The 15,493-nt window shown below is 61.0% G+C and carries 19 protein-coding genes and 1 tRNA gene; 10 read left to right on the forward strand and 10 right to left on the reverse strand.

Going from position 1 to position 15,493, the window contains the following annotated elements; translation table 11 throughout:
• Positions 1 to 5 precede the first annotated feature (5 nt).
• Together AC07OO_RS05690 and AC07OO_RS05695 are read right to left on the reverse strand one after the other, a co-directional pair.
• Entirely contained in the window at positions 6 to 560 is a 555-nt protein-coding gene (locus AC07OO_RS05690; RefSeq protein ID WP_495081081.1) for a glycine zipper family protein, read from the reverse strand.
• Positions 557 to 1,033, reverse strand: a complete 477-nt coding sequence (locus AC07OO_RS05695) for a hypothetical protein (protein ID WP_495081082.1) — start codon at positions 1,031 to 1,033, stop codon at positions 557 to 559. The genes AC07OO_RS05690 and AC07OO_RS05695 overlap by 4 nt, the downstream gene beginning before the upstream one ends.
• A 162-nt stretch (positions 1,034 to 1,195) precedes the next feature.
• Here AC07OO_RS05695 and AC07OO_RS05700 point away from each other — a divergent pair, with 162 nt between their 5' ends.
• Both AC07OO_RS05700 and AC07OO_RS05705 read left to right on the forward strand, forming a co-directional pair.
• Entirely contained in the window at positions 1,196 to 2,110 is a 915-nt protein-coding gene (locus AC07OO_RS05700; RefSeq protein ID WP_495081083.1) for a glycosyltransferase family protein, read from the forward strand.
• A 46-nt stretch (positions 2,111 to 2,156) separates the two neighbouring features.
• Entirely contained in the window at positions 2,157 to 2,591 is a 435-nt protein-coding gene (locus tag AC07OO_RS05705; protein WP_495081084.1) for a DUF1841 family protein, read from the forward strand.
• A 122-nt stretch (positions 2,592 to 2,713) separates the two neighbouring features.
• Here AC07OO_RS05705 and AC07OO_RS05710 read toward each other — a convergent pair whose 3' ends face one another.
• Entirely contained in the window at positions 2,714 to 4,018 is a 1,305-nt protein-coding gene (locus tag AC07OO_RS05710) for an NAD(P)/FAD-dependent oxidoreductase (protein ID WP_495081085.1), read from the reverse strand.
• Between the two features lie 69 nt (positions 4,019 to 4,087).
• Positions 4,088 to 4,759 (reverse strand): c-type cytochrome, encoded by a 672-nt coding sequence (locus tag AC07OO_RS05715; RefSeq protein ID WP_495081086.1) that lies wholly within the window; start codon positions 4,757 to 4,759, stop codon positions 4,088 to 4,090.
• A gap of 128 nt (positions 4,760 to 4,887) precedes the next feature.
• Here AC07OO_RS05715 and AC07OO_RS05720 point away from each other — a divergent pair, with 128 nt between their 5' ends.
• From AC07OO_RS05720 to AC07OO_RS05755, 8 genes are all read left to right on the forward strand, one after another.
• Positions 4,888 to 5,742: an AAA family ATPase gene (locus tag AC07OO_RS05720; RefSeq protein WP_495081087.1), complete on the forward strand. Its 855-nt coding sequence runs from the start codon at positions 4,888 to 4,890 to the stop codon at positions 5,740 to 5,742.
• Between the two features lie 22 nt (positions 5,743 to 5,764).
• Complete coding sequence (locus AC07OO_RS05725; protein WP_495081088.1) at positions 5,765 to 5,989, forward strand: hypothetical protein; 225 nt, start codon at positions 5,765 to 5,767, stop codon at positions 5,987 to 5,989.
• A 14-nt stretch (positions 5,990 to 6,003) separates the two neighbouring features.
• The gene (locus AC07OO_RS05730; RefSeq protein WP_495081089.1) at positions 6,004 to 7,218 is read left to right on the forward strand and encodes a vWA domain-containing protein; all 1,215 of its coding nucleotides are present in this window, start codon (positions 6,004 to 6,006) and stop codon (positions 7,216 to 7,218) included.
• Between the two features lie 36 nt (positions 7,219 to 7,254).
• Positions 7,255 to 7,329 (forward strand) — tRNA-Arg (locus tag AC07OO_RS05735).
• A gap of 420 nt (positions 7,330 to 7,749) precedes the next feature.
• Positions 7,750 to 8,220, forward strand: a complete 471-nt coding sequence (locus tag AC07OO_RS05740; protein ID WP_495081090.1) for a hypothetical protein — start codon at positions 7,750 to 7,752, stop codon at positions 8,218 to 8,220.
• A gap of 122 nt (positions 8,221 to 8,342) precedes the next feature.
• The gene (locus tag AC07OO_RS05745; RefSeq protein WP_495081091.1) at positions 8,343 to 9,095 is read left to right on the forward strand and encodes a DUF4124 domain-containing protein; all 753 of its coding nucleotides are present in this window, start codon (positions 8,343 to 8,345) and stop codon (positions 9,093 to 9,095) included.
• A gap of 127 nt (positions 9,096 to 9,222) precedes the next feature.
• Positions 9,223 to 9,831 (forward strand): hypothetical protein, encoded by a 609-nt coding sequence (locus AC07OO_RS05750; protein ID WP_495081092.1) that lies wholly within the window; start codon positions 9,223 to 9,225, stop codon positions 9,829 to 9,831.
• A 54-nt stretch (positions 9,832 to 9,885) separates the two neighbouring features.
• The gene (locus tag AC07OO_RS05755; protein WP_495081093.1) at positions 9,886 to 10,779 is read left to right on the forward strand and encodes a hypothetical protein; all 894 of its coding nucleotides are present in this window, start codon (positions 9,886 to 9,888) and stop codon (positions 10,777 to 10,779) included.
• A gap of 6 nt (positions 10,780 to 10,785) precedes the next feature.
• Here the strand turns inward: AC07OO_RS05755 and AC07OO_RS05760 are convergent, their stop codons facing one another.
• The 6 genes from AC07OO_RS05760 to AC07OO_RS05785 all read right to left on the reverse strand — a co-directional run bounded on the left by AC07OO_RS05760 (position 10,786) and on the right by AC07OO_RS05785 (position 15,474).
• Positions 10,786 to 11,277: a hypothetical protein gene (locus AC07OO_RS05760; protein ID WP_495081094.1), complete on the reverse strand. Its 492-nt coding sequence runs from the start codon at positions 11,275 to 11,277 to the stop codon at positions 10,786 to 10,788.
• Between the two features lie 314 nt (positions 11,278 to 11,591).
• Positions 11,592 to 11,993 (reverse strand): hypothetical protein, encoded by a 402-nt coding sequence (locus AC07OO_RS05765; protein ID WP_495081095.1) that lies wholly within the window; start codon positions 11,991 to 11,993, stop codon positions 11,592 to 11,594.
• Positions 11,990 to 12,328, reverse strand: coding sequence for a heavy-metal-associated domain-containing protein (locus AC07OO_RS05770; RefSeq protein ID WP_495081096.1), 339 nt, complete (start codon positions 12,326 to 12,328; stop codon positions 11,990 to 11,992). Before AC07OO_RS05770 ends, AC07OO_RS05765 begins: the two co-directional genes overlap by 4 nt.
• Positions 12,329 to 12,345: 17 nt before the next feature.
• Entirely contained in the window at positions 12,346 to 12,996 is a 651-nt protein-coding gene (locus AC07OO_RS05775; protein WP_495081097.1) for a hypothetical protein, read from the reverse strand.
• A 101-nt stretch (positions 12,997 to 13,097) separates the two neighbouring features.
• On the reverse strand, positions 13,098 to 13,475 hold the full coding sequence (locus AC07OO_RS05780) for a hypothetical protein (RefSeq protein WP_495081098.1): 378 nt from the start codon (positions 13,473 to 13,475) through the stop codon (positions 13,098 to 13,100).
• A gap of 43 nt (positions 13,476 to 13,518) precedes the next feature.
• Positions 13,519 to 15,474 carry a CHASE2 domain-containing protein gene (locus tag AC07OO_RS05785; protein WP_495081099.1) on the reverse strand — a complete coding sequence of 652 codons (1,956 nt, stop codon included), beginning with the start codon at positions 15,472 to 15,474 and terminating at the stop codon, positions 13,519 to 13,521.
• Positions 15,475 to 15,493 lie beyond the last annotated feature (19 nt).

The following is a 15,493-nucleotide window of genomic DNA, read 5'->3' on the forward strand; positions in this document are numbered from 1 at the left end:
CCATCTTACTGAGGCGGTGGGGGAGGTGGAGGCGGGTAATAGGGCTGCGCCGGCTGCACCGGTTGCGGTGCTACGACCACCGGGGCCGGCTGCTGCACATAGACCACGCGGCCGGATGGGCGGCCGTATTGCTGCGCCGGCACATTATTCTTGGACACCATGCACTGCTGGTAGGCGATGTCATAGCGCTGCTGTGCACTCTGGTTGTCGGCCGCGCTGTTACCGGCGCCAACGGCTGTACCCATCAGCAGACCGGTGGCAGCGCCAGCCGCTGTGTTGTTGTGGTGGCGACCGCTCATGGCGGAGCCCACAGCAGCACCAAGGATGGTGCCCACCACGGCAGCGCCCACCGCCCGGTCGTTGTTCGGGGTCTCAGGCCCCAGGGATTGCTGGGCATAGCCCCGGCAATACTGGTCTTCCTGGGCGAACAGATCCAGCGGTTTACCCGGTGTGGGCATGACCGCGACGCGGGGGCCTTGGGGTGCCACCGCGCAGCCGGTCAGGCCCGCCAGGCACAGCGTCAATACAGCCAAATGCAAGCGAGGGGTAGAGGTTTTCATTGGGGTGCTCCAGAAGGTGTGGCCGGCACGGTTTTCCAGCCACTAGGGCAAGACGCCACATAGGGATAGTAGCCCTTGGCGGCCTCGCAGTAATACCAAAATTGTTGCTGCGGGGCTTGCACCACAGGGGCCGGTTGAGCAGGTTGCACAACAACGGGGGCGGGGGCTGGTACTTGCACCACGACCGGCGCCGGCTCAACAACGACTACTGGTGGACGGTAGGGGTCGGGATAGGGGTAGACCGGCTGGGGGTAAAAGTACCAGGCACCGCCGACCACCCACCACCAGCCGCTGCGGCCACCGTGCCAACCGTGGCGCCACCCGCCCGAGCGCCAGTGGCGCGCATCGTGGGTTTCAAACACCCGGATGTCACCGTGCCACCCTACGCTGACGTGTTGTGCCGAGGCGGCCACCGGCAGGGCCGCCAATACGGCGGTGGCTGCCGCCAGGGTCCAGGCAAGAATCGATTTCATACAAACACACCTCTGAATCGGTCTAGAAATACGCATTTGCGGAGTCCGCAGGAACACTATTAACGCTCAGATCGGATTGGCGGACGACGGTTCCAACAATCTTTACCCGCACTTCACAGATCGGAAACAGTTCCCGTAATGCGGCCTTCGATACTGCCCCGCATGCAAATCAAATACTGCCCGATTGACGGTGGCAACTTTGGCGATGCCCTCAACACCATGGTGTGGGACCGGCTATTCCCCGACCTGACCCAGCGCAAGGAAGGCATCCTCGTCTACGGTATTGGCACCCTGCTGGACGGCCGCCACGACCGTTCGTTGAAAAAAATTGTATTGGGCTCCGGCCTGGGTGAGGCCAGCGCCGCCCTGCCCGACCCCAACTGGGATTTCCGCTGGGTGCGCGGCCCGCTGTCGGCCCACGAATTCGGCCTTTCCAGCGAGCTGGCCCTGGGCGACCCCGCCGTGCTGTGGCCCGAGTTGCAGGCCGGCTGTGGCGGCACGCCAGGTGGCCCCATAGGCCTGATCCCCCACTACCGCACCTGGGACAGCTTTGACTGGGTGCAGGTGGCCGCCAACGCCGGCATGGTGGCCATCAATCCCCGCCTCTCGCCCAGCGAGGTGATCGCCCAGACCCGTGCCTGCTCCAAGGTCATGGCCGAATCCTTGCACGGCGCCATTTGCGCCGACGCCATGGCCATACCCTGGGCGCCCTGCATACTGGCCCACCGCTTCAACGAATTCAAGTGGAAAGACTGGCTGGCCACCGTCAACCGTCCCTTTGCACCCATGATTGCCGACCGCCCCCTGGTGCGCAGCATTGGCAAATCCAAGGCCCTGGCCAACCGCCTGGCCCGCTGGGTGCACTACAAGGCCCACACGCGGCGCCCTTCGCTGCGCGCGGTGGCCAGCGCCACGGCGGTGGACGCCTGGTGCGTGTCCGAATCACTGGCGCGGTATGCCCGCAACGACGCCCACTTTGGCTGCAGCAAGCCCGGCGATGTGGACCGCCAGCGCCAACGCATGCTGGCCGCCTGCAACACCTTTGCCAAGGACTACGGCCTGCTCTTTACTCCCTGATCACGCCCTGAAGCGCGGGTTTTGGGGGCCATGCTAAGCTTGCGCCATGTTCAGTCCATCCCAGGCCGATGTGCGCCGCTTCTTCTGCTCCGTCTATGCCAAAGCCCGCGCCGGCACTACGCTGGAAGCTATTGAAACCATAGCAAGCCAGTGGATGGACGAGCACCCGGAATACGCGCAGGACTTTGCCGATGTAGACGTCGCACTGGCCAGCATGGGCGAAGTGCAAGAGGGCCGCACCAACCCGTTTTTGCACCTGTCCATGCACCTGTCCATCAGCGAACAGTGCAGCATAGACCAGCCCCGCGGCATACGCCAGGCCGTGGAGCTGCTAACCCACAAGCGCAACTCTCTGCACACCGCCCACCACGAGGCCATGGAGTGTTTAGGCAAGATGCTGTGGGAGAGCCAGCAGGCCGGCAGGCCGCCGGATGGCGACGCCTACATCGCCTGCGTACAGCGGCAGGCGACAAGGGATTGAGCGCCTGAGCGGCAAGGCGCTCTGCTCCCCAGTCTCCACACTTTGCTCCGCCCGCTACGCGGGCTCCCCCTTTACCTGCGCAGAACGCCTTGCCGCCCAGGCTTTTTGGCGGTCGGTCGTGCTTAATGCAACTTAATGCGCGGATTCTTGGCCCAGTTGATGGTCTCGGCCCACGTAGTCAGCCAGGTGTGAAACGCGCCATTCACCGCAATCTGGTGGTGCTTGTGCAGCCACCAGTACATCCACTTGGCGATGTAGCCCTCGATGAACACCGAGCCACTGGCGATGGCACCCATCAGGCTGCCGATGGTGCTGTAGTCGCCCAGCGACACCAGTGAGCCGTAGTCCTTGTAGGTGAATTCCGGCAGCGGCTTGCCCTTAAGCAGGCGGACCAAAGACTTGGCCAGCAGCGAGGCTTGCTGGTGCGCCGACTGCGCGCGTGGCGGCACCAGGGGCTGGCCTTCGCCCTGCGGGCAGGCCGCGCAGTCACCCAGCGCGAAGATCGCTGGGTCGCGCGTGGTCTGCAGCGTGCGGCCCACCACCAACTGGTTGATGCGGTTGGTCTCCAGGCCGTCGATGTCCTTCAAGAAGTCTGGCGCCTTGATGCCCGCCGCCCAGACCACGATGCCGCTGGGGATGAACTTGCCGCTGGCCATCTGCACGCCCTCTTTGGAGATCTGCACCACCTTTTCATTGGTGTGGATCTCGATGTCCAGCTTGCGCAGCTCCAACGCCACTGCACTGGACAGGCGTTCGGGCAGCGCCTGCAGCAGGCGGGGCGATGCGTCCACGATGACGATCTTCAAATCCTTCTCGGGGTCGAAATTGCGCAGGCCGTAGGACGACAGAATCTTTGTCGTCATGTGCAGCTCGGCCGACAGCTCCACGCCCGTGGCACCACCACCAATGATGGTGACGGTAAAGCGCCCCTCGCCCGCCGCCTTGGCTTGGGCCTGGGCCCGCAGGCACGAGTTGATCAACCGACGGTGGAAGCGCTCGGCCGCCACTGGCGTGTCCAGCATCACACAATGCTCGCGGGCGCCGGGCGTGCCGAAATCATTGGTCTGACTGCCCAGGGCGATGACGAGTTGGTCGTAGGCAATGGTCTGGCGCGGCAGCACCTCGTTGCCATCCTCGTCCACCGACGGTGCCAGCGATACCTGCTTTTGCGCGCGCGACAGGCCATCCATGCGGCCCAGGCGGAATTCGAAATGGTGTTTGCGGGCCAACGCAAAGTACTCCAGCTCATCGGCATGGCTGTCCAGCGTGCCGGCGGCCACCTGGTGCAACAGCGGCTTCCAGATATGGGTGCTGGCCGCGTCGATCAGCGTGATGCGCGCCTTTTGGCGCTTGCCCAGTTTGTTACCCAGGCGCACGGCCAGCTCCAGGCCGCCGGCGCCCCCGCCCACGATGACAATATTTTGCATAACGAAAAGAATTTTTGACGAAAAAAAAGCCGCTAACGAGGTCAGCGGCTTTTGCTCAGGTGCAGGTTCTCATTTGAGGCGGAATTCGCTCTGAGGAACCGTCTTCAACTCACCGGGCAGGCTGCCGATGTAGTTGGCCAGCTCTTTCAGCTCGGCATTGGTGAACTGCTTGACCATGCCGCCCATGATGGCGTTGCCACGGCCCACTTGGGGGTTCTTCTCGGCCTTGTAGGCCTTCAGAGCCACAAACAGGTAGTCGCTGTGCTGGCCGGCGATCTTGGGATAGGTTGGGTCCAGGGGCTTGCTGAAGTTGTCGCCGTGGCAGGAGACGCAGCCACCCTTGGCAACCAGTTCCATGGCCTTGGCAGAACCGTCAGCGGCCTTGCCGGGTGCTGCAGCACCGGCCACCACACCGCTGGATTCGTAGTAAGCGGCCAAGTCCGCAATGTCTTGGTCCGTCAGCGAATCGGCAATGCCGCGCATGGAGGGGTGCTTACGCTCGCCCTTTTTGTAGGCGTTCAGCGCCGATGTGATGTATTTGGCACCCTGGCCGGAGATCTTGGGCACCTTGTGGATTTCGGGGAAGCTGGCCTGGTAGCCGATGATGCCGTGGCAGCCAATGCACATTGCATTTTTTGTCTCACCTTGCTTGGCATCTCCCTTGATCTCCTCTGCAAAAGCAGAGAAAGTGGTCACCGAAGCGACAATGGCGGCTAAAACGGGCAGCAACAGTTTGTTCATTTTGCAAGGACAATCAGACAATGTGTGATGAAAATCTAGGCTGGATTATATAGACCAGCGTTTCACGCCCAGCGCAGCCGCCGTGCTGCATGTTTGCCCTATCACCTGCGCCCAGTGCACCCTAGACCATGAAATTCCACGGAACCAAGAACTACGTCGCCACCCAGGACCTGATGCTCTCGGTCAACGCCGCTATCACCTTGCAGCGCCCGCTGCTGGTGAAAGGTGAGCCCGGCACCGGCAAAACCATGCTGGCCGAGGAAGTGGCCCAGGCACTGGGCATGCCCTTGCTGCAGTGGCACATCAAGTCCACCACCAAGGCCCAGCAGGGCCTGTATGAGTATGACGCAGTGAGTCGTCTGCGCGACTCCCAACTGTCTGACATCGACGGCGGCGAGCGCGTCAAGGACATCCACAACTACATCATCAAGGGCGTGTTGTGGCAGGCTTTTACCGCCGACCAGCCCGTGGCGCTGCTGATCGACGAGATCGACAAGGCCGACATCGAATTCCCCAACGACCTGCTGCGCGAAATCGACCGCATGGAGTTTTACTGCTACGAAACCCGCGAGCTGATCAAGGCCAAGCACCGCCCGCTGGTGTTCATCACCTCCAATAACGAAAAAGAACTGCCCGACGCCTTTTTGCGCCGCTGCTTCTTCCACTACATCAAGTTCCCCGACGCGCCCACCATGCAAAGCATCGTGGACGTGCACTTCCCCAACATTAAGAAAGAGCTGCTCAGCGCCGCCATGAAGACCTTCTTCGACGTGCGGAACCTGCCCGGCCTGAAGAAAAAGCCTTCCACCAGCGAACTGCTGGACTGGCTGAAACTCTTGTTGGCCGAAGACATCCCCGCCACCGCCCTGCAGACCAAGGACGACAAGATGGCCGTACCCCCGCTGGTGGGCGCCCTGCTGAAGAACGAGCAAGACACCACGCTGTTCGAAAAACTGATGTTCATGCAGCGCAACAACCGCTGATAGCTCCACACGCTACGCTACTATGACCAACAAGCTGCTACTGGAAGGCCTGTCCGACGCCATCGGTTTTGTCGGCGGCGCACTGGTCGGTTTTGGGGCCGGCCAGCTGCTGGGCTGGAACATCTTTGAGCCCGGCTACGGCAACGGCAGCGTGGGCGGCATTTTGCTGTCGGGCGTTGGCGGCGGCATCGGTCTGCAACTGGCCCGCCGCTGGCGCGCGCGGCAGTCGGATGCGAACAAGGACTAAAGGAGCACACCACCATGCTGCTTGATTTTTTCTACACCCTGCGTTCGGCCAAGCTGCCGGTATCGGTCAAGGAATACCTGACGCTGATCGAGGCGCTGCAAAAAGGCGTGGTCGGCCCCAAGACACCTGAGCCTGATGACGACAGCGAGCCCACCGGCTACAAGATCGACGATTTCTATTACCTGAGCCGCACCGCGCTGGTGAAGGACGAAAAGCACTACGACAAGTTCGACCGTGCCTTTGGCGCCTATTTCAAAGGCATAGAAATGGTGGCCGACTTCACCAAGGAAGTGCCGCTGGAGTGGCTGCGCAAAAACCTGGAGCTCAACCTCAGCCCCGAAGAGCTGGCCAAGATTCAGAAGATGGGCTGGGACGAGCTGATGGAGACGCTGAAAAAGCGTTTTGAAGAGCAGAAGGAACGCCACGAAGGTGGCAGCAAATGGATAGGCACCGGCGGCACGTCCCCCTTTGGCGCCTATGGCCAAAACCCCCAGGGCATCCGCATTGGCCAAGACAAGGGCCGCAACAAGAGCGCGGTCAAGGTCTGGGACCAGCGCAGCTACAAGGACTACGACGACACCCAGGAGCTGGGCACACGCAACATCAAGGTGGCGCTGCGCCGCCTGCGCAAGTTTGCCCGCGAAGGCCATGAGGACGAGCTGGACCTGGACGAAACCATCAGCAAGACGGCGGCCAATGCGGGCTACCTGGACATCAAGATGCGGCCCGAGCGCCACAACAATGTCAAGGTGCTGCTGCTGATGGACGTGGGCGGCACCATGGACGAGCACATTGCCCGCGTGGAAGAACTCTTCAGCGCCACCAAGACCGAATTCAAGCACCTGGAGTTCTATTACTTCCACAACTGTGTCTACGACTTCATGTGGAAGAACAACCGCCGCCGCTTTGCCGAGAAGTTTGAGACCTGGGACATCATCCGCAAGTACAACAAAGACTACAAGTTGATCTTCGTCGGCGACGCCACGATGAGCCCCTACGAGATTCTGCAACCCGGCGGCAGCGTGGAATACAACAACCCTGAGCCCGGCGCCGAATGGCTGCAACGCCTGATCCACGCCTTCCCCAAGTTCGCGTGGATCAACCCCGAGCCCCAGGGCGTATGGCAATACCGCCAGAGCATCAGCGTCATCCAGCAGATCATGCACAACCGCATGTATCCGCTGACGCTGAAGGGGCTGGAAGAGGCGATGCGGCACCTCACCAAGTAATTTCGGCCCTGGCGGCACCCTTACAATGTCGCCAGTCTCGCTGTAGTTCAATGGATAGAACGAGTGCCTCCTAAGTGCTAGATACAGGTTCGATTCCTGTCAGCGGGACCATCCCGCTAGTTTCAGACAATTGCAAAACCCGCATGCCTATCGGCATCGCGGGTTTTTTGTTCTTCTTCTAATTCTTGGGATTAATATGTGCCACATGTGCCGCGCGACCTTCATTGCGAAAACCCCGGCGACCTTCAGGCATGAATAGACTACCTTTGAACTATGGCAAGACCGCCCGGCCCCGGTAAATGTGTTCATTGCCTTGGTCATTTTGACCATCGAAATTGGGATCACGTGTTTCCAAAGTCGTGGTATCCCGATACGACAACGCCGAATTTATTCAAATGGCAAGTTCCCAGTTGCAAGACTTGCAACAGCGAGCTCGGAGCAATTGAACAAGAATTCTTTGTCAGAGTGGCTCTATGTCTAGATCCAAATGACTCAGCATCTAGCAGCATTGTCAAGAAGGCAATGCGGTCAATGCAGCCTGAATTTGCTAAGAGCGAGGCCGATAAGAATGCTCGTATCAACTTGGCGAAACGCATTGGATCTGAATTAATTGATGGCCCACTCATTCCAAGTGAGGGCATATACCCAAACTTGGGGGAGAGATGGAACCGTCCTACCGGAAGCGGTGTGGGGTTACTGATTCCCGCGAGGCACTTTCAACGAATAACTGAAAAAGTTGTACGCGGAATAACACATCTTGAAAATGGAAAGTTCATCGAGCCACCGTACAAATTTGATTTTTACGCGATATCAGAAGCAGGCTCAAAACAGGTGCAGGAATTCGTCGAACAGTACGGTAAAGAATACGCACAGCAGCCTGGGATAGTTGTTCGTCGTGCTGCTTTGCCCGAAGACGGTATTAGTGCCATTTACGAAATTCAGTTTTGGAAACAATTCAAAACCTATGCGTCCGTTCTGCCGACTGAGTTGGCCAATTCTTAGAATCTCGTGTGTCTACGCTGAAATTGCTAGAGGCGACTCGACAGATCGACGGAAGCTACACAGTCGCTATTGCCGAAATTTGACTGCCTATTCTGTTTGCCAATCATTGGAGGTACGGATAAATGAAACTCTCTTTGCTGATTGGCGCATCACTGGCCGCCCTACTTTGCTCCCCCGCCCAAGCCCAAACCTTCAAATGCACCGCCGCCGACGGCAAGATCACCTACAGCAACGTCGCCTGCCCGGACAGCACGCAGTCGGCACGCCCCATTGACACCAGCGCCAACACACTGGACGGCTCTGCGCTGCGGGAGCAAGCGCAAAAGGACAAGGCCGCCGCCACGCACGTGCAAGCCACACAGCGTGAGCACGCAGCGGCTGAGGCCAACGTTCGCCAGCAGGCGCAAGCCCAGGCTGCCGAGGCTGCGAAGCAGGAGGCGCAGAAGGCCCAGAGCGACGAGACCGCGTATACCAACTGCACGCGCGATGTGGAGCGCCAAGCCGCCACCGAAGAAGTCCGGGCCGAGCTGTATGCGGCGTGCCGCACGGCAGGCGCCAGCCAGCGCCAGAGCGGCATCACGGATGCAACCCTGCGCGAGTGCGTGCGCAGCGTGGAGCGTACGGCCGCCTATGCCAAGGACAAGGCGCGGCAGATCGCGATTTGCCATGGGGCGGATGTGAAGGCCGAGCCGCCTGTTGTGCGCCTCTCCCCCAGCGTGCGGACTATGGGGCCGCCCCGTATCACCACCTGCAGTGGCAACCAATGCTCGGACGACGCGGGCCAGCGCTACTTCAAGCAGCAGGGCACCGGGCTGGTCCGTGAGGATGGCAAGGCCTGCCAGCTGGCTGCGGGCAACACGGTGCGCTGCCCTTGACAGCAAGCAAAGAACCCACGGCCCGGGGAGGCTGAGAACCGTCGGCAGTGAAACAATTCCGTCACTGGACCTGCGTATGCTTTGCAGTCCTGACGCCGTCATCTCTGCACGCCACATCCTCCAGCGCATGCGCATACCACTGTGCCCACGACTGCGCAGCCTTCTGGGAGCACTTCATATGACGAAGACACTGTTTTACTTGCTTGGGTATGGGCTTGCAGCAGTAGCTCTTCCGTGCATGGCCGCAAATGACCCCAGCCAAGAACTCAAGGTCATCATTATTCGGCATGGAGAAAAGCCCAAGGCCGGGGATAACCTGACTTGCCAGGGTGAAAACCGTGCACGCCAACTGCCCGCGGTGTTGCATCGCAAATTTGGCAAACCGGCCTTCTCCTATGTCCCCGCGCTGGGCACTGGCAACGCCACCAAGCATGCCCGCATGTTCCAGACCATAGCCCCCTTGGCGGTGCGTGACAACTTGACTGTGAACAGTGCCTTCGCCGGCGACGCCTATTCCGATATCGCAGACAGCGTGCACCAGAAGACCGGTACGGTGCTGATGGTGTGGAATCACACCAACATACCAAGCCTGGCAAGAGCGCTGGGTGCGGTTTCCCCACCCGACTGGGCGGACGATGACTTCGATGGCATCTGGGTTCTGACCTACCCGCTTGGCAAGGCGGTGCTGTCTTTCGACAGCGAGGGGCTTGCACCGTCAAGCATTTGTGCCGAATAATTCACTGCGGCGTAGCATGCCAATGGAAGGCCTTCAGCGGCACCTACACACCTTATGAATCGCTTGGGCCTATTGGGTATAGCCACCGTACTGGGAATCTCCGCGATCTGGCTGTTGTGTCTTGTCGAAGACGAATCGCCGATAGCGATTGGCGCGCCATCTACCGCTCCCAAGCCGACGAGAACGGCACCCAGCAATGCGCCGCCTGGTCCAAAATCCACCCACTCGCAGTGGCAGCCCAAGACAGCCCTGCCGTCGGCTGATGCGAGCCTTGCAGGGATCGGTCCACTCTATGGTCGCAATGGAAGGACACTGGATTTCGAAGGCCTCACCGCCGCGCAATACATCGACAAGCATGTCGGCGCAGCGCGGCGCGGTGATGCACATGCCGCCTACGAGGTCTACAAGGCGGAGTCGGTGTGTGCTGTGGGCAACGAACCCATTCCGCCATTCAACCTGCCGGAAGACCGTGCGCCATTCTTGCAGGAGCGGCGAGCCTTGGCGGCGCTCTGCGCCCAGGTGAGCCCAGCGCAAGTTCAGGAGCGACTGGGCTTTCTGTCGCAGGCGGCACGCTCTGGGTTATCGGAGGCACAGGTTGATTTCTATATCGAGGGCCCCTACGGTCGCTCGCTGGACAACCTCAACAGTGACGACCCCATACTGAAAACCTGGCAGGAAGAGGCACTCCGGCATTTGAAAAGCGCCGTGACCCAGTGTGACCCCTACGCCATGGGACTATTGGCCAATGCTTGGGATGCAGGGGACTTGGGTGAGCGCAACGTGGGCCTCGCCGCTGCCTTTTTAGTGGCAGAGGCCCGCACCCGTCGGGCGCCGTTGTCTGCTGCACAACTGGCGGCCCGCTTTGGCGAAGAACTCAGTCCGCAACAAATCGAAAGCAGCCTAAAAGCAGGTCAAGACATGACCCGCGATGCCTGCAAGACCCCGTAGTGGTTGTCAGTTCCAAAGGTAGCAATAGGTTTGGCTACGCTCAAGGTTTGCACCTACGTTGCTGCCGCTGGTAAACAATTTCACCCAGCCGTTGGGTGCCGTGGTCTTTGGGGCAGCATTGCAATTGGTGTGCACCCAGTGAATGCCGACACCACTGGTGTAAGGCTCACCACACAACTCCAGGCGGGTGTTCTGCTTGATGGCCGCCAAAGACTTTGGTATCGCCGACGAATTCTTCACATAGTCCACCGCAAAAACGTTGTCCATCGCCACGTCGTAGGTTTTGCCGTCTTGGTCAGCGCGCAGCTTGACATGGGTGTGCGACAGCTTGACGCCTTTCAGCGTAGTGGATGCAGCTTGAAAAGTTGGGCCGCTGACCACCGTGCCTGTGAGGAATGTGCCCGCTGCCGCGCTGCAATTGCTCTGCTCGCTAGCCTGCGCGGTGAACACACTCACTGCGCAAGCGAAGCCGATGGTAAAGCCTAGAAGTTTCTTCATAAGAGAGACCTATCTCCAGTTAAGAGTGAGTTGACGAATGGCCCTGGTCGCGGTGCATCGATTGCCACCTGTCAAATCAACAGGGCCCGACGCCCATTGGGTAGGGCGGGCGGAGTCTATTGACCGAACGTGACCGCTTCATGTCATTGCTTCGGGCGCTAGCGACTATGCCCGGCAATTGGGAGAGACGCAACCACTGAAGCGTTCCTCCGCCAGCCTGGCAATGCTAGGAACGGCGGAGGTCACTATTCAATTGATAGCGGTAAATGCATATCCGACGAGGGCTAGCGCCAGATTTCTCTTAGAGCACTGTCTCAGTCACCTGCTAGCCACGGCATCACAAACGCAAACCAGCCGCCGATCACGTAGAAGACCACGCTGACCCCATACACCACGGCAGACACCTTGCGGGTGCGCAGGCAGGCCTGCCGCAGCGTGGGGTCTGTGGGGCATGGGGCGGTGCGGTTGCGCCACTGCAGTACGCCGCTGGCGGCCATCATCAGGCCGGCGAAGATGAACAGGCCGACCTTGTGCTCGCTGAGCCACACCACCTGCGGGAAGACGGACACCAGCGACGACAGCGCCGCGCCCGCGCCCAGTGCCACCAGCAGCGCGGGTATGGCGCAGCACACCAGCGTGCTGGACGTGGCGAACAGGCTGGCCACGGAGGACCAGAAGCTGCCGCGGCTTTCCATCAGACCGTCCGCGCTACTCATTTGCTACGGCCTTTCAACAGCTCGGCCTTGATCTCGGCCACCGATTGGCCCACGGGCTCCAGCTTGACGACGTCGTAGCCGGCATCGACTATCTCTGCGGTGATGGCCTTGCCGTCCAGCGTCTGGCCTTCTCTCGCTTCCACAGCGACGGTCTTCTTTTTCAGGTCTACGAACACTTCTTTGGTAGCGCCCATTTTGGATATGCGCTTTTCAATGCCCTGCGCGCAGAAGGCGCAGACCATGCCGTTGACGGTGATCTTCAGCGTGTTTGCAGCAGCGGCGAAGGATGGCAGCGCGGTAATGGCCAGCGCGAGGGAGATGATGAGTTTTTTCATGGCGTGTGCTCCGAAAATCAAAATGTGTACATGAAGTTGGCGCGAACCTGGGATGCGCTGTTGGCCCCCAGCTCGACGAAGTAGCGGTTGTGGATGAGGCGCAGCATGGGCGTGACCTCGGTCTTGTCTGACAGGCCCTGCATGCGCCGCACCTCCACCACAAACCAGGGTTGCACCTGGTCATAGTCGGCCTCATAAAACGAGAAGCCGATGCGGGCCGACGCGTAGTCGTGGTTGATGCCTTCGGCACGGTACAGCCGCGCGGCAGCGGAGGCGTAGAAGCGCGTGGTCTCGTAGTCCAGCTGTATGCCCGGCGATGCCAGCGTCTTGGTGCCGGCAAAGTCGTTGCCGCTGATGGCACCCACACCGGTGATGAACCAGACATTGGCCTGTGCCTCGGGCATGTTCCAGCGGCTGACCAGCCGGGTGTAGAGCGCCTCGTTAGCCTGGCGCGTGCGGGTCTCGTCGTCCGAGCGCATGTACAGCGTGGAGACGCCCAATGCGTCGCGCGGCGTCAGCGCGTAGTTGACGAAAGCCTCTTGCCAGTTGGGGCCCAGGTCGCCCATGGCCATCCAACTGCCTTTGAAGCCCATGGGGCCGCATAGGGCTGGTAACGCGGCCAGGGTAGCCAACAAGCCCACCATGACCTTTCTAAAACGCGGTTTCATATTTCACTGTTCTCCAAACAGCGGGCTTGTTGAAAAAAAGCCCAAGGGAATTGACCCGCACGCTCAGTCACGAAACGTGCGGACGTAGTTCGGCTGTCGGATCAGGAAATGGGGGGCTTGGAGGCCTGTGCCAGGTCGGCGTTGGCAAAGCGGTCGGCGCGGTGCACCGCAACCGTCTGCGGCGCGGGAGATGCCGCTTGAACGGCGGGGGTTTCATGTGTGGCCAGCGACATGCACAGTTGGCACGACTGGCAAGTCCGCTCAGTGGGAGTTGTTGAGGTGCCACTGCCGTCGGTGGACGCTTTGTCTGTGGAGCCCACCTTCACCATCTGCATCATGGGGCAATCTGCCGGCATGGCACCCATGGCGTGGGTGGTCGGTGCCCCAGTGGTTGCCATACGGTCCGCCATGCGCTCTGCGCTCCACCCCCGCAGGGGCAGCAAGACGATGAGCAGGACGAGGATGAAAACGCGGGTCACGGGGCTAGGATAGCGCAGTCGCAAGAAAGGTTCCGTGCGGGTTTCATTTATCGGTGTCCAGAACCCCGTCCCACGCCCCGTCGGCTAGGCGTTCGAGTGCCAGCGTGGCCAACGCATCATCTGGGGCCAGTGCCAGAACCTGTTGCCAATGGCTGCGGGCGGCAGCTATGTCGCCACGCCCTTGCGCCGCCAACGCCGCATCGGTGGCTTCTAAGAGCGCTGGCTGGTCGCACGGCGTAAGAACCTGCAGCGGCTGCGGGCGGCCTTTGACGCGGATGGCCCCGAGCATACGCAAAGGCAGGCCGGGCGCACCCCGGGCTGTATCGGCGGACAGCATGATCTCGGTGCCCAAGGTCTTGTTGGCACCTTCGAGGCGCGACGCCACATTGACCGTGTCGCCAATGGCGGTGTAGCTGAGCCGGCTCTCAGCTCCCATATTGCCCACCAGTGCATCACCGCTGTGGATGCCAATGCCCAGGCGCAACGGCGGTTTGCCCTGGGCGACCAGCTCCCCATTGAGCGCCACCAGCGCGTCCTTCATGGCGACGGCGGCCTGGATCGCGTGGCGCTCCTGCTCGGCATCCGGCAGGGGCGCGCCCCAAAAGGCCATGACCGCATCGCCGATAAATTTGTCCACGGTGCCACCATGGGAGAAGATGGCCTGGGTCATGCAGGTGAAGTAGCGGTTGAGCACCATGGTGATGTCGGCCGGTGCCATCTGCGCGGAGAGCGTGGTGAAGCTCCGCAGGTCGCAGAACAGCACCGTCAGGTGGCGGGTGTCACCACCGAGCCCTGCCCGCTCGGGGTGTGCGATGAGGGTCTTGACGAACTCGGGCGGCACGTAGAGTGCAAACATTTTCTGCACACGGTCCCGCTCCCGCCGGGTGACCCACGCCGCCTGGATGGCGTGGCCCGCCACCACCACGCCCACCGCAACGATAGGTGCGCCCACCGGCAGCCACCCGTTGTCGGCGGCGAAGAGCGCCCAGGCCAACGCGGGAACCACACAGACTAGTAGCGTGACCGCAGCCCACGCCAGCCAGCGTTGACGCAAACGCAAGGCCGCCGTGGAGAGCAGGGCGAGTGTGAGCAACAGTGCGATTTGCAAGCCGATAGCAACCGGCCGAATGGCGCGTTGGCGGATGACGCTGTCGAGGATGTTGGCGTGGATTTCACTGCCCGGCATCAGTTCGCCGGTCAAGCGCGTATGGGGTGTGGAGAACAGATCGCCCTGCGCCAGACCAATCTCCGTGGCCGAGCGTGTAGACCGGCCCACAATCACCACGGCGCCCTCGAAATCTTTGGGGTCGACATGCTTCTCCAGCTCCAGGGCCTTGTAGTAGGGCAAGGTCGGCCATGCGCCGGGCGGGCCCACGTAGCGGATCAGATCGCCTTCACTGACGGCACCTGGCAACTCCTGCTCCGGCAGTGCCCGGCGCAGGCCCACCAGGATGCGCCGCCAGAACGCGTCCTCATCCGTTGGCACGCGGCGCAGGACCAGATCGCTATCAAATGCCAAGTTCACGATGCCAACCTGCGCCCCCGCCGCTTGCAATGCTGTCAAGGGTTCTTGCCGGGACCACAGGGTGCCGGCCGGCGTCTCCTGGCGCACCAGCCCTGCAGCCAGCACGACGTTGCCGGCCCGGGCAATGGCCTGGGCCAGTGCATGGTCCTCGGCCGGTTGGGTTGGCAACGAGAACAAAACATCAAAGGCAATGACGGCCGCGCCCGCCGCTTTGAGTTTGTCAATCAGTCCGGCATGCAAAGACCGTGGCCAGGGCCAGGGATGCGCAATCTCGGCCAGCGACGCATCATCGATGCTGACCACAATAATGGGAAGTGGCGAGGTGCCAGGCGCCGTCACCACCGACAACACGTCGAACCCCCGCTTTTCAACGCTTTGCCACGCCGGCAGCCAGAGCAAAGCCAGCCCGGTCAGCATCGCCGCGAGTGCGATGAGCAGACTGGCTGCCTTGGCCCGGTTGAATCGGAATATCATGCGGCAAGAGTAAGGCAAG

The sequence above is a fragment of the Rhodoferax sp. GW821-FHT07G04 genome, assembly GCF_059418585.1.

Excerpts from the sequence above, each read along its gene's own strand:
- AC07OO_RS05690 (WP_495081081.1), bottom strand. The coding sequence starts at position 560 with ATGAAAACCTCTACCCCTCGCTTGCATTTGGCTGTATTGACGCTGTGC.
- AC07OO_RS05695 (WP_495081082.1), bottom strand. The coding sequence starts at position 1,033 with ATGAAATCGATTCTTGCCTGGACCCTGGCGGCAGCCACCGCCGTATTG.
- AC07OO_RS05700 (WP_495081083.1), top strand. The coding sequence starts at position 1,196 with ATGCAAATCAAATACTGCCCGATTGACGGTGGCAACTTTGGCGATGCC.
- AC07OO_RS05705 (WP_495081084.1), top strand. The coding sequence starts at position 2,157 with ATGTTCAGTCCATCCCAGGCCGATGTGCGCCGCTTCTTCTGCTCCGTC.
- AC07OO_RS05710 (WP_495081085.1), bottom strand. The coding sequence starts at position 4,018 with ATGCAAAATATTGTCATCGTGGGCGGGGGCGCCGGCGGCCTGGAGCTG.
- AC07OO_RS05715 (WP_495081086.1), bottom strand. The coding sequence starts at position 4,759 with ATGAACAAACTGTTGCTGCCCGTTTTAGCCGCCATTGTCGCTTCGGTG.
- AC07OO_RS05720 (WP_495081087.1), top strand. The coding sequence starts at position 4,888 with ATGAAATTCCACGGAACCAAGAACTACGTCGCCACCCAGGACCTGATG.
- AC07OO_RS05725 (WP_495081088.1), top strand. The coding sequence starts at position 5,765 with ATGACCAACAAGCTGCTACTGGAAGGCCTGTCCGACGCCATCGGTTTT.
- AC07OO_RS05730 (WP_495081089.1), top strand. The coding sequence starts at position 6,004 with ATGCTGCTTGATTTTTTCTACACCCTGCGTTCGGCCAAGCTGCCGGTA.
- AC07OO_RS05740 (WP_495081090.1), top strand. The coding sequence starts at position 7,750 with ATGCAGCCTGAATTTGCTAAGAGCGAGGCCGATAAGAATGCTCGTATC.
- AC07OO_RS05745 (WP_495081091.1), top strand. The coding sequence starts at position 8,343 with ATGAAACTCTCTTTGCTGATTGGCGCATCACTGGCCGCCCTACTTTGC.
- AC07OO_RS05750 (WP_495081092.1), top strand. The coding sequence starts at position 9,223 with ATGCGCATACCACTGTGCCCACGACTGCGCAGCCTTCTGGGAGCACTT.
- AC07OO_RS05755 (WP_495081093.1), top strand. The coding sequence starts at position 9,886 with ATGAATCGCTTGGGCCTATTGGGTATAGCCACCGTACTGGGAATCTCC.
- AC07OO_RS05760 (WP_495081094.1), bottom strand. The coding sequence starts at position 11,277 with ATGAAGAAACTTCTAGGCTTTACCATCGGCTTCGCTTGCGCAGTGAGT.
- AC07OO_RS05765 (WP_495081095.1), bottom strand. The coding sequence starts at position 11,993 with ATGAGTAGCGCGGACGGTCTGATGGAAAGCCGCGGCAGCTTCTGGTCC.
- AC07OO_RS05770 (WP_495081096.1), bottom strand. The coding sequence starts at position 12,328 with ATGAAAAAACTCATCATCTCCCTCGCGCTGGCCATTACCGCGCTGCCA.
- AC07OO_RS05775 (WP_495081097.1), bottom strand. The coding sequence starts at position 12,996 with ATGAAACCGCGTTTTAGAAAGGTCATGGTGGGCTTGTTGGCTACCCTG.
- AC07OO_RS05785 (WP_495081099.1), bottom strand. The coding sequence starts at position 15,474 with ATGATATTCCGATTCAACCGGGCCAAGGCAGCCAGTCTGCTCATCGCA.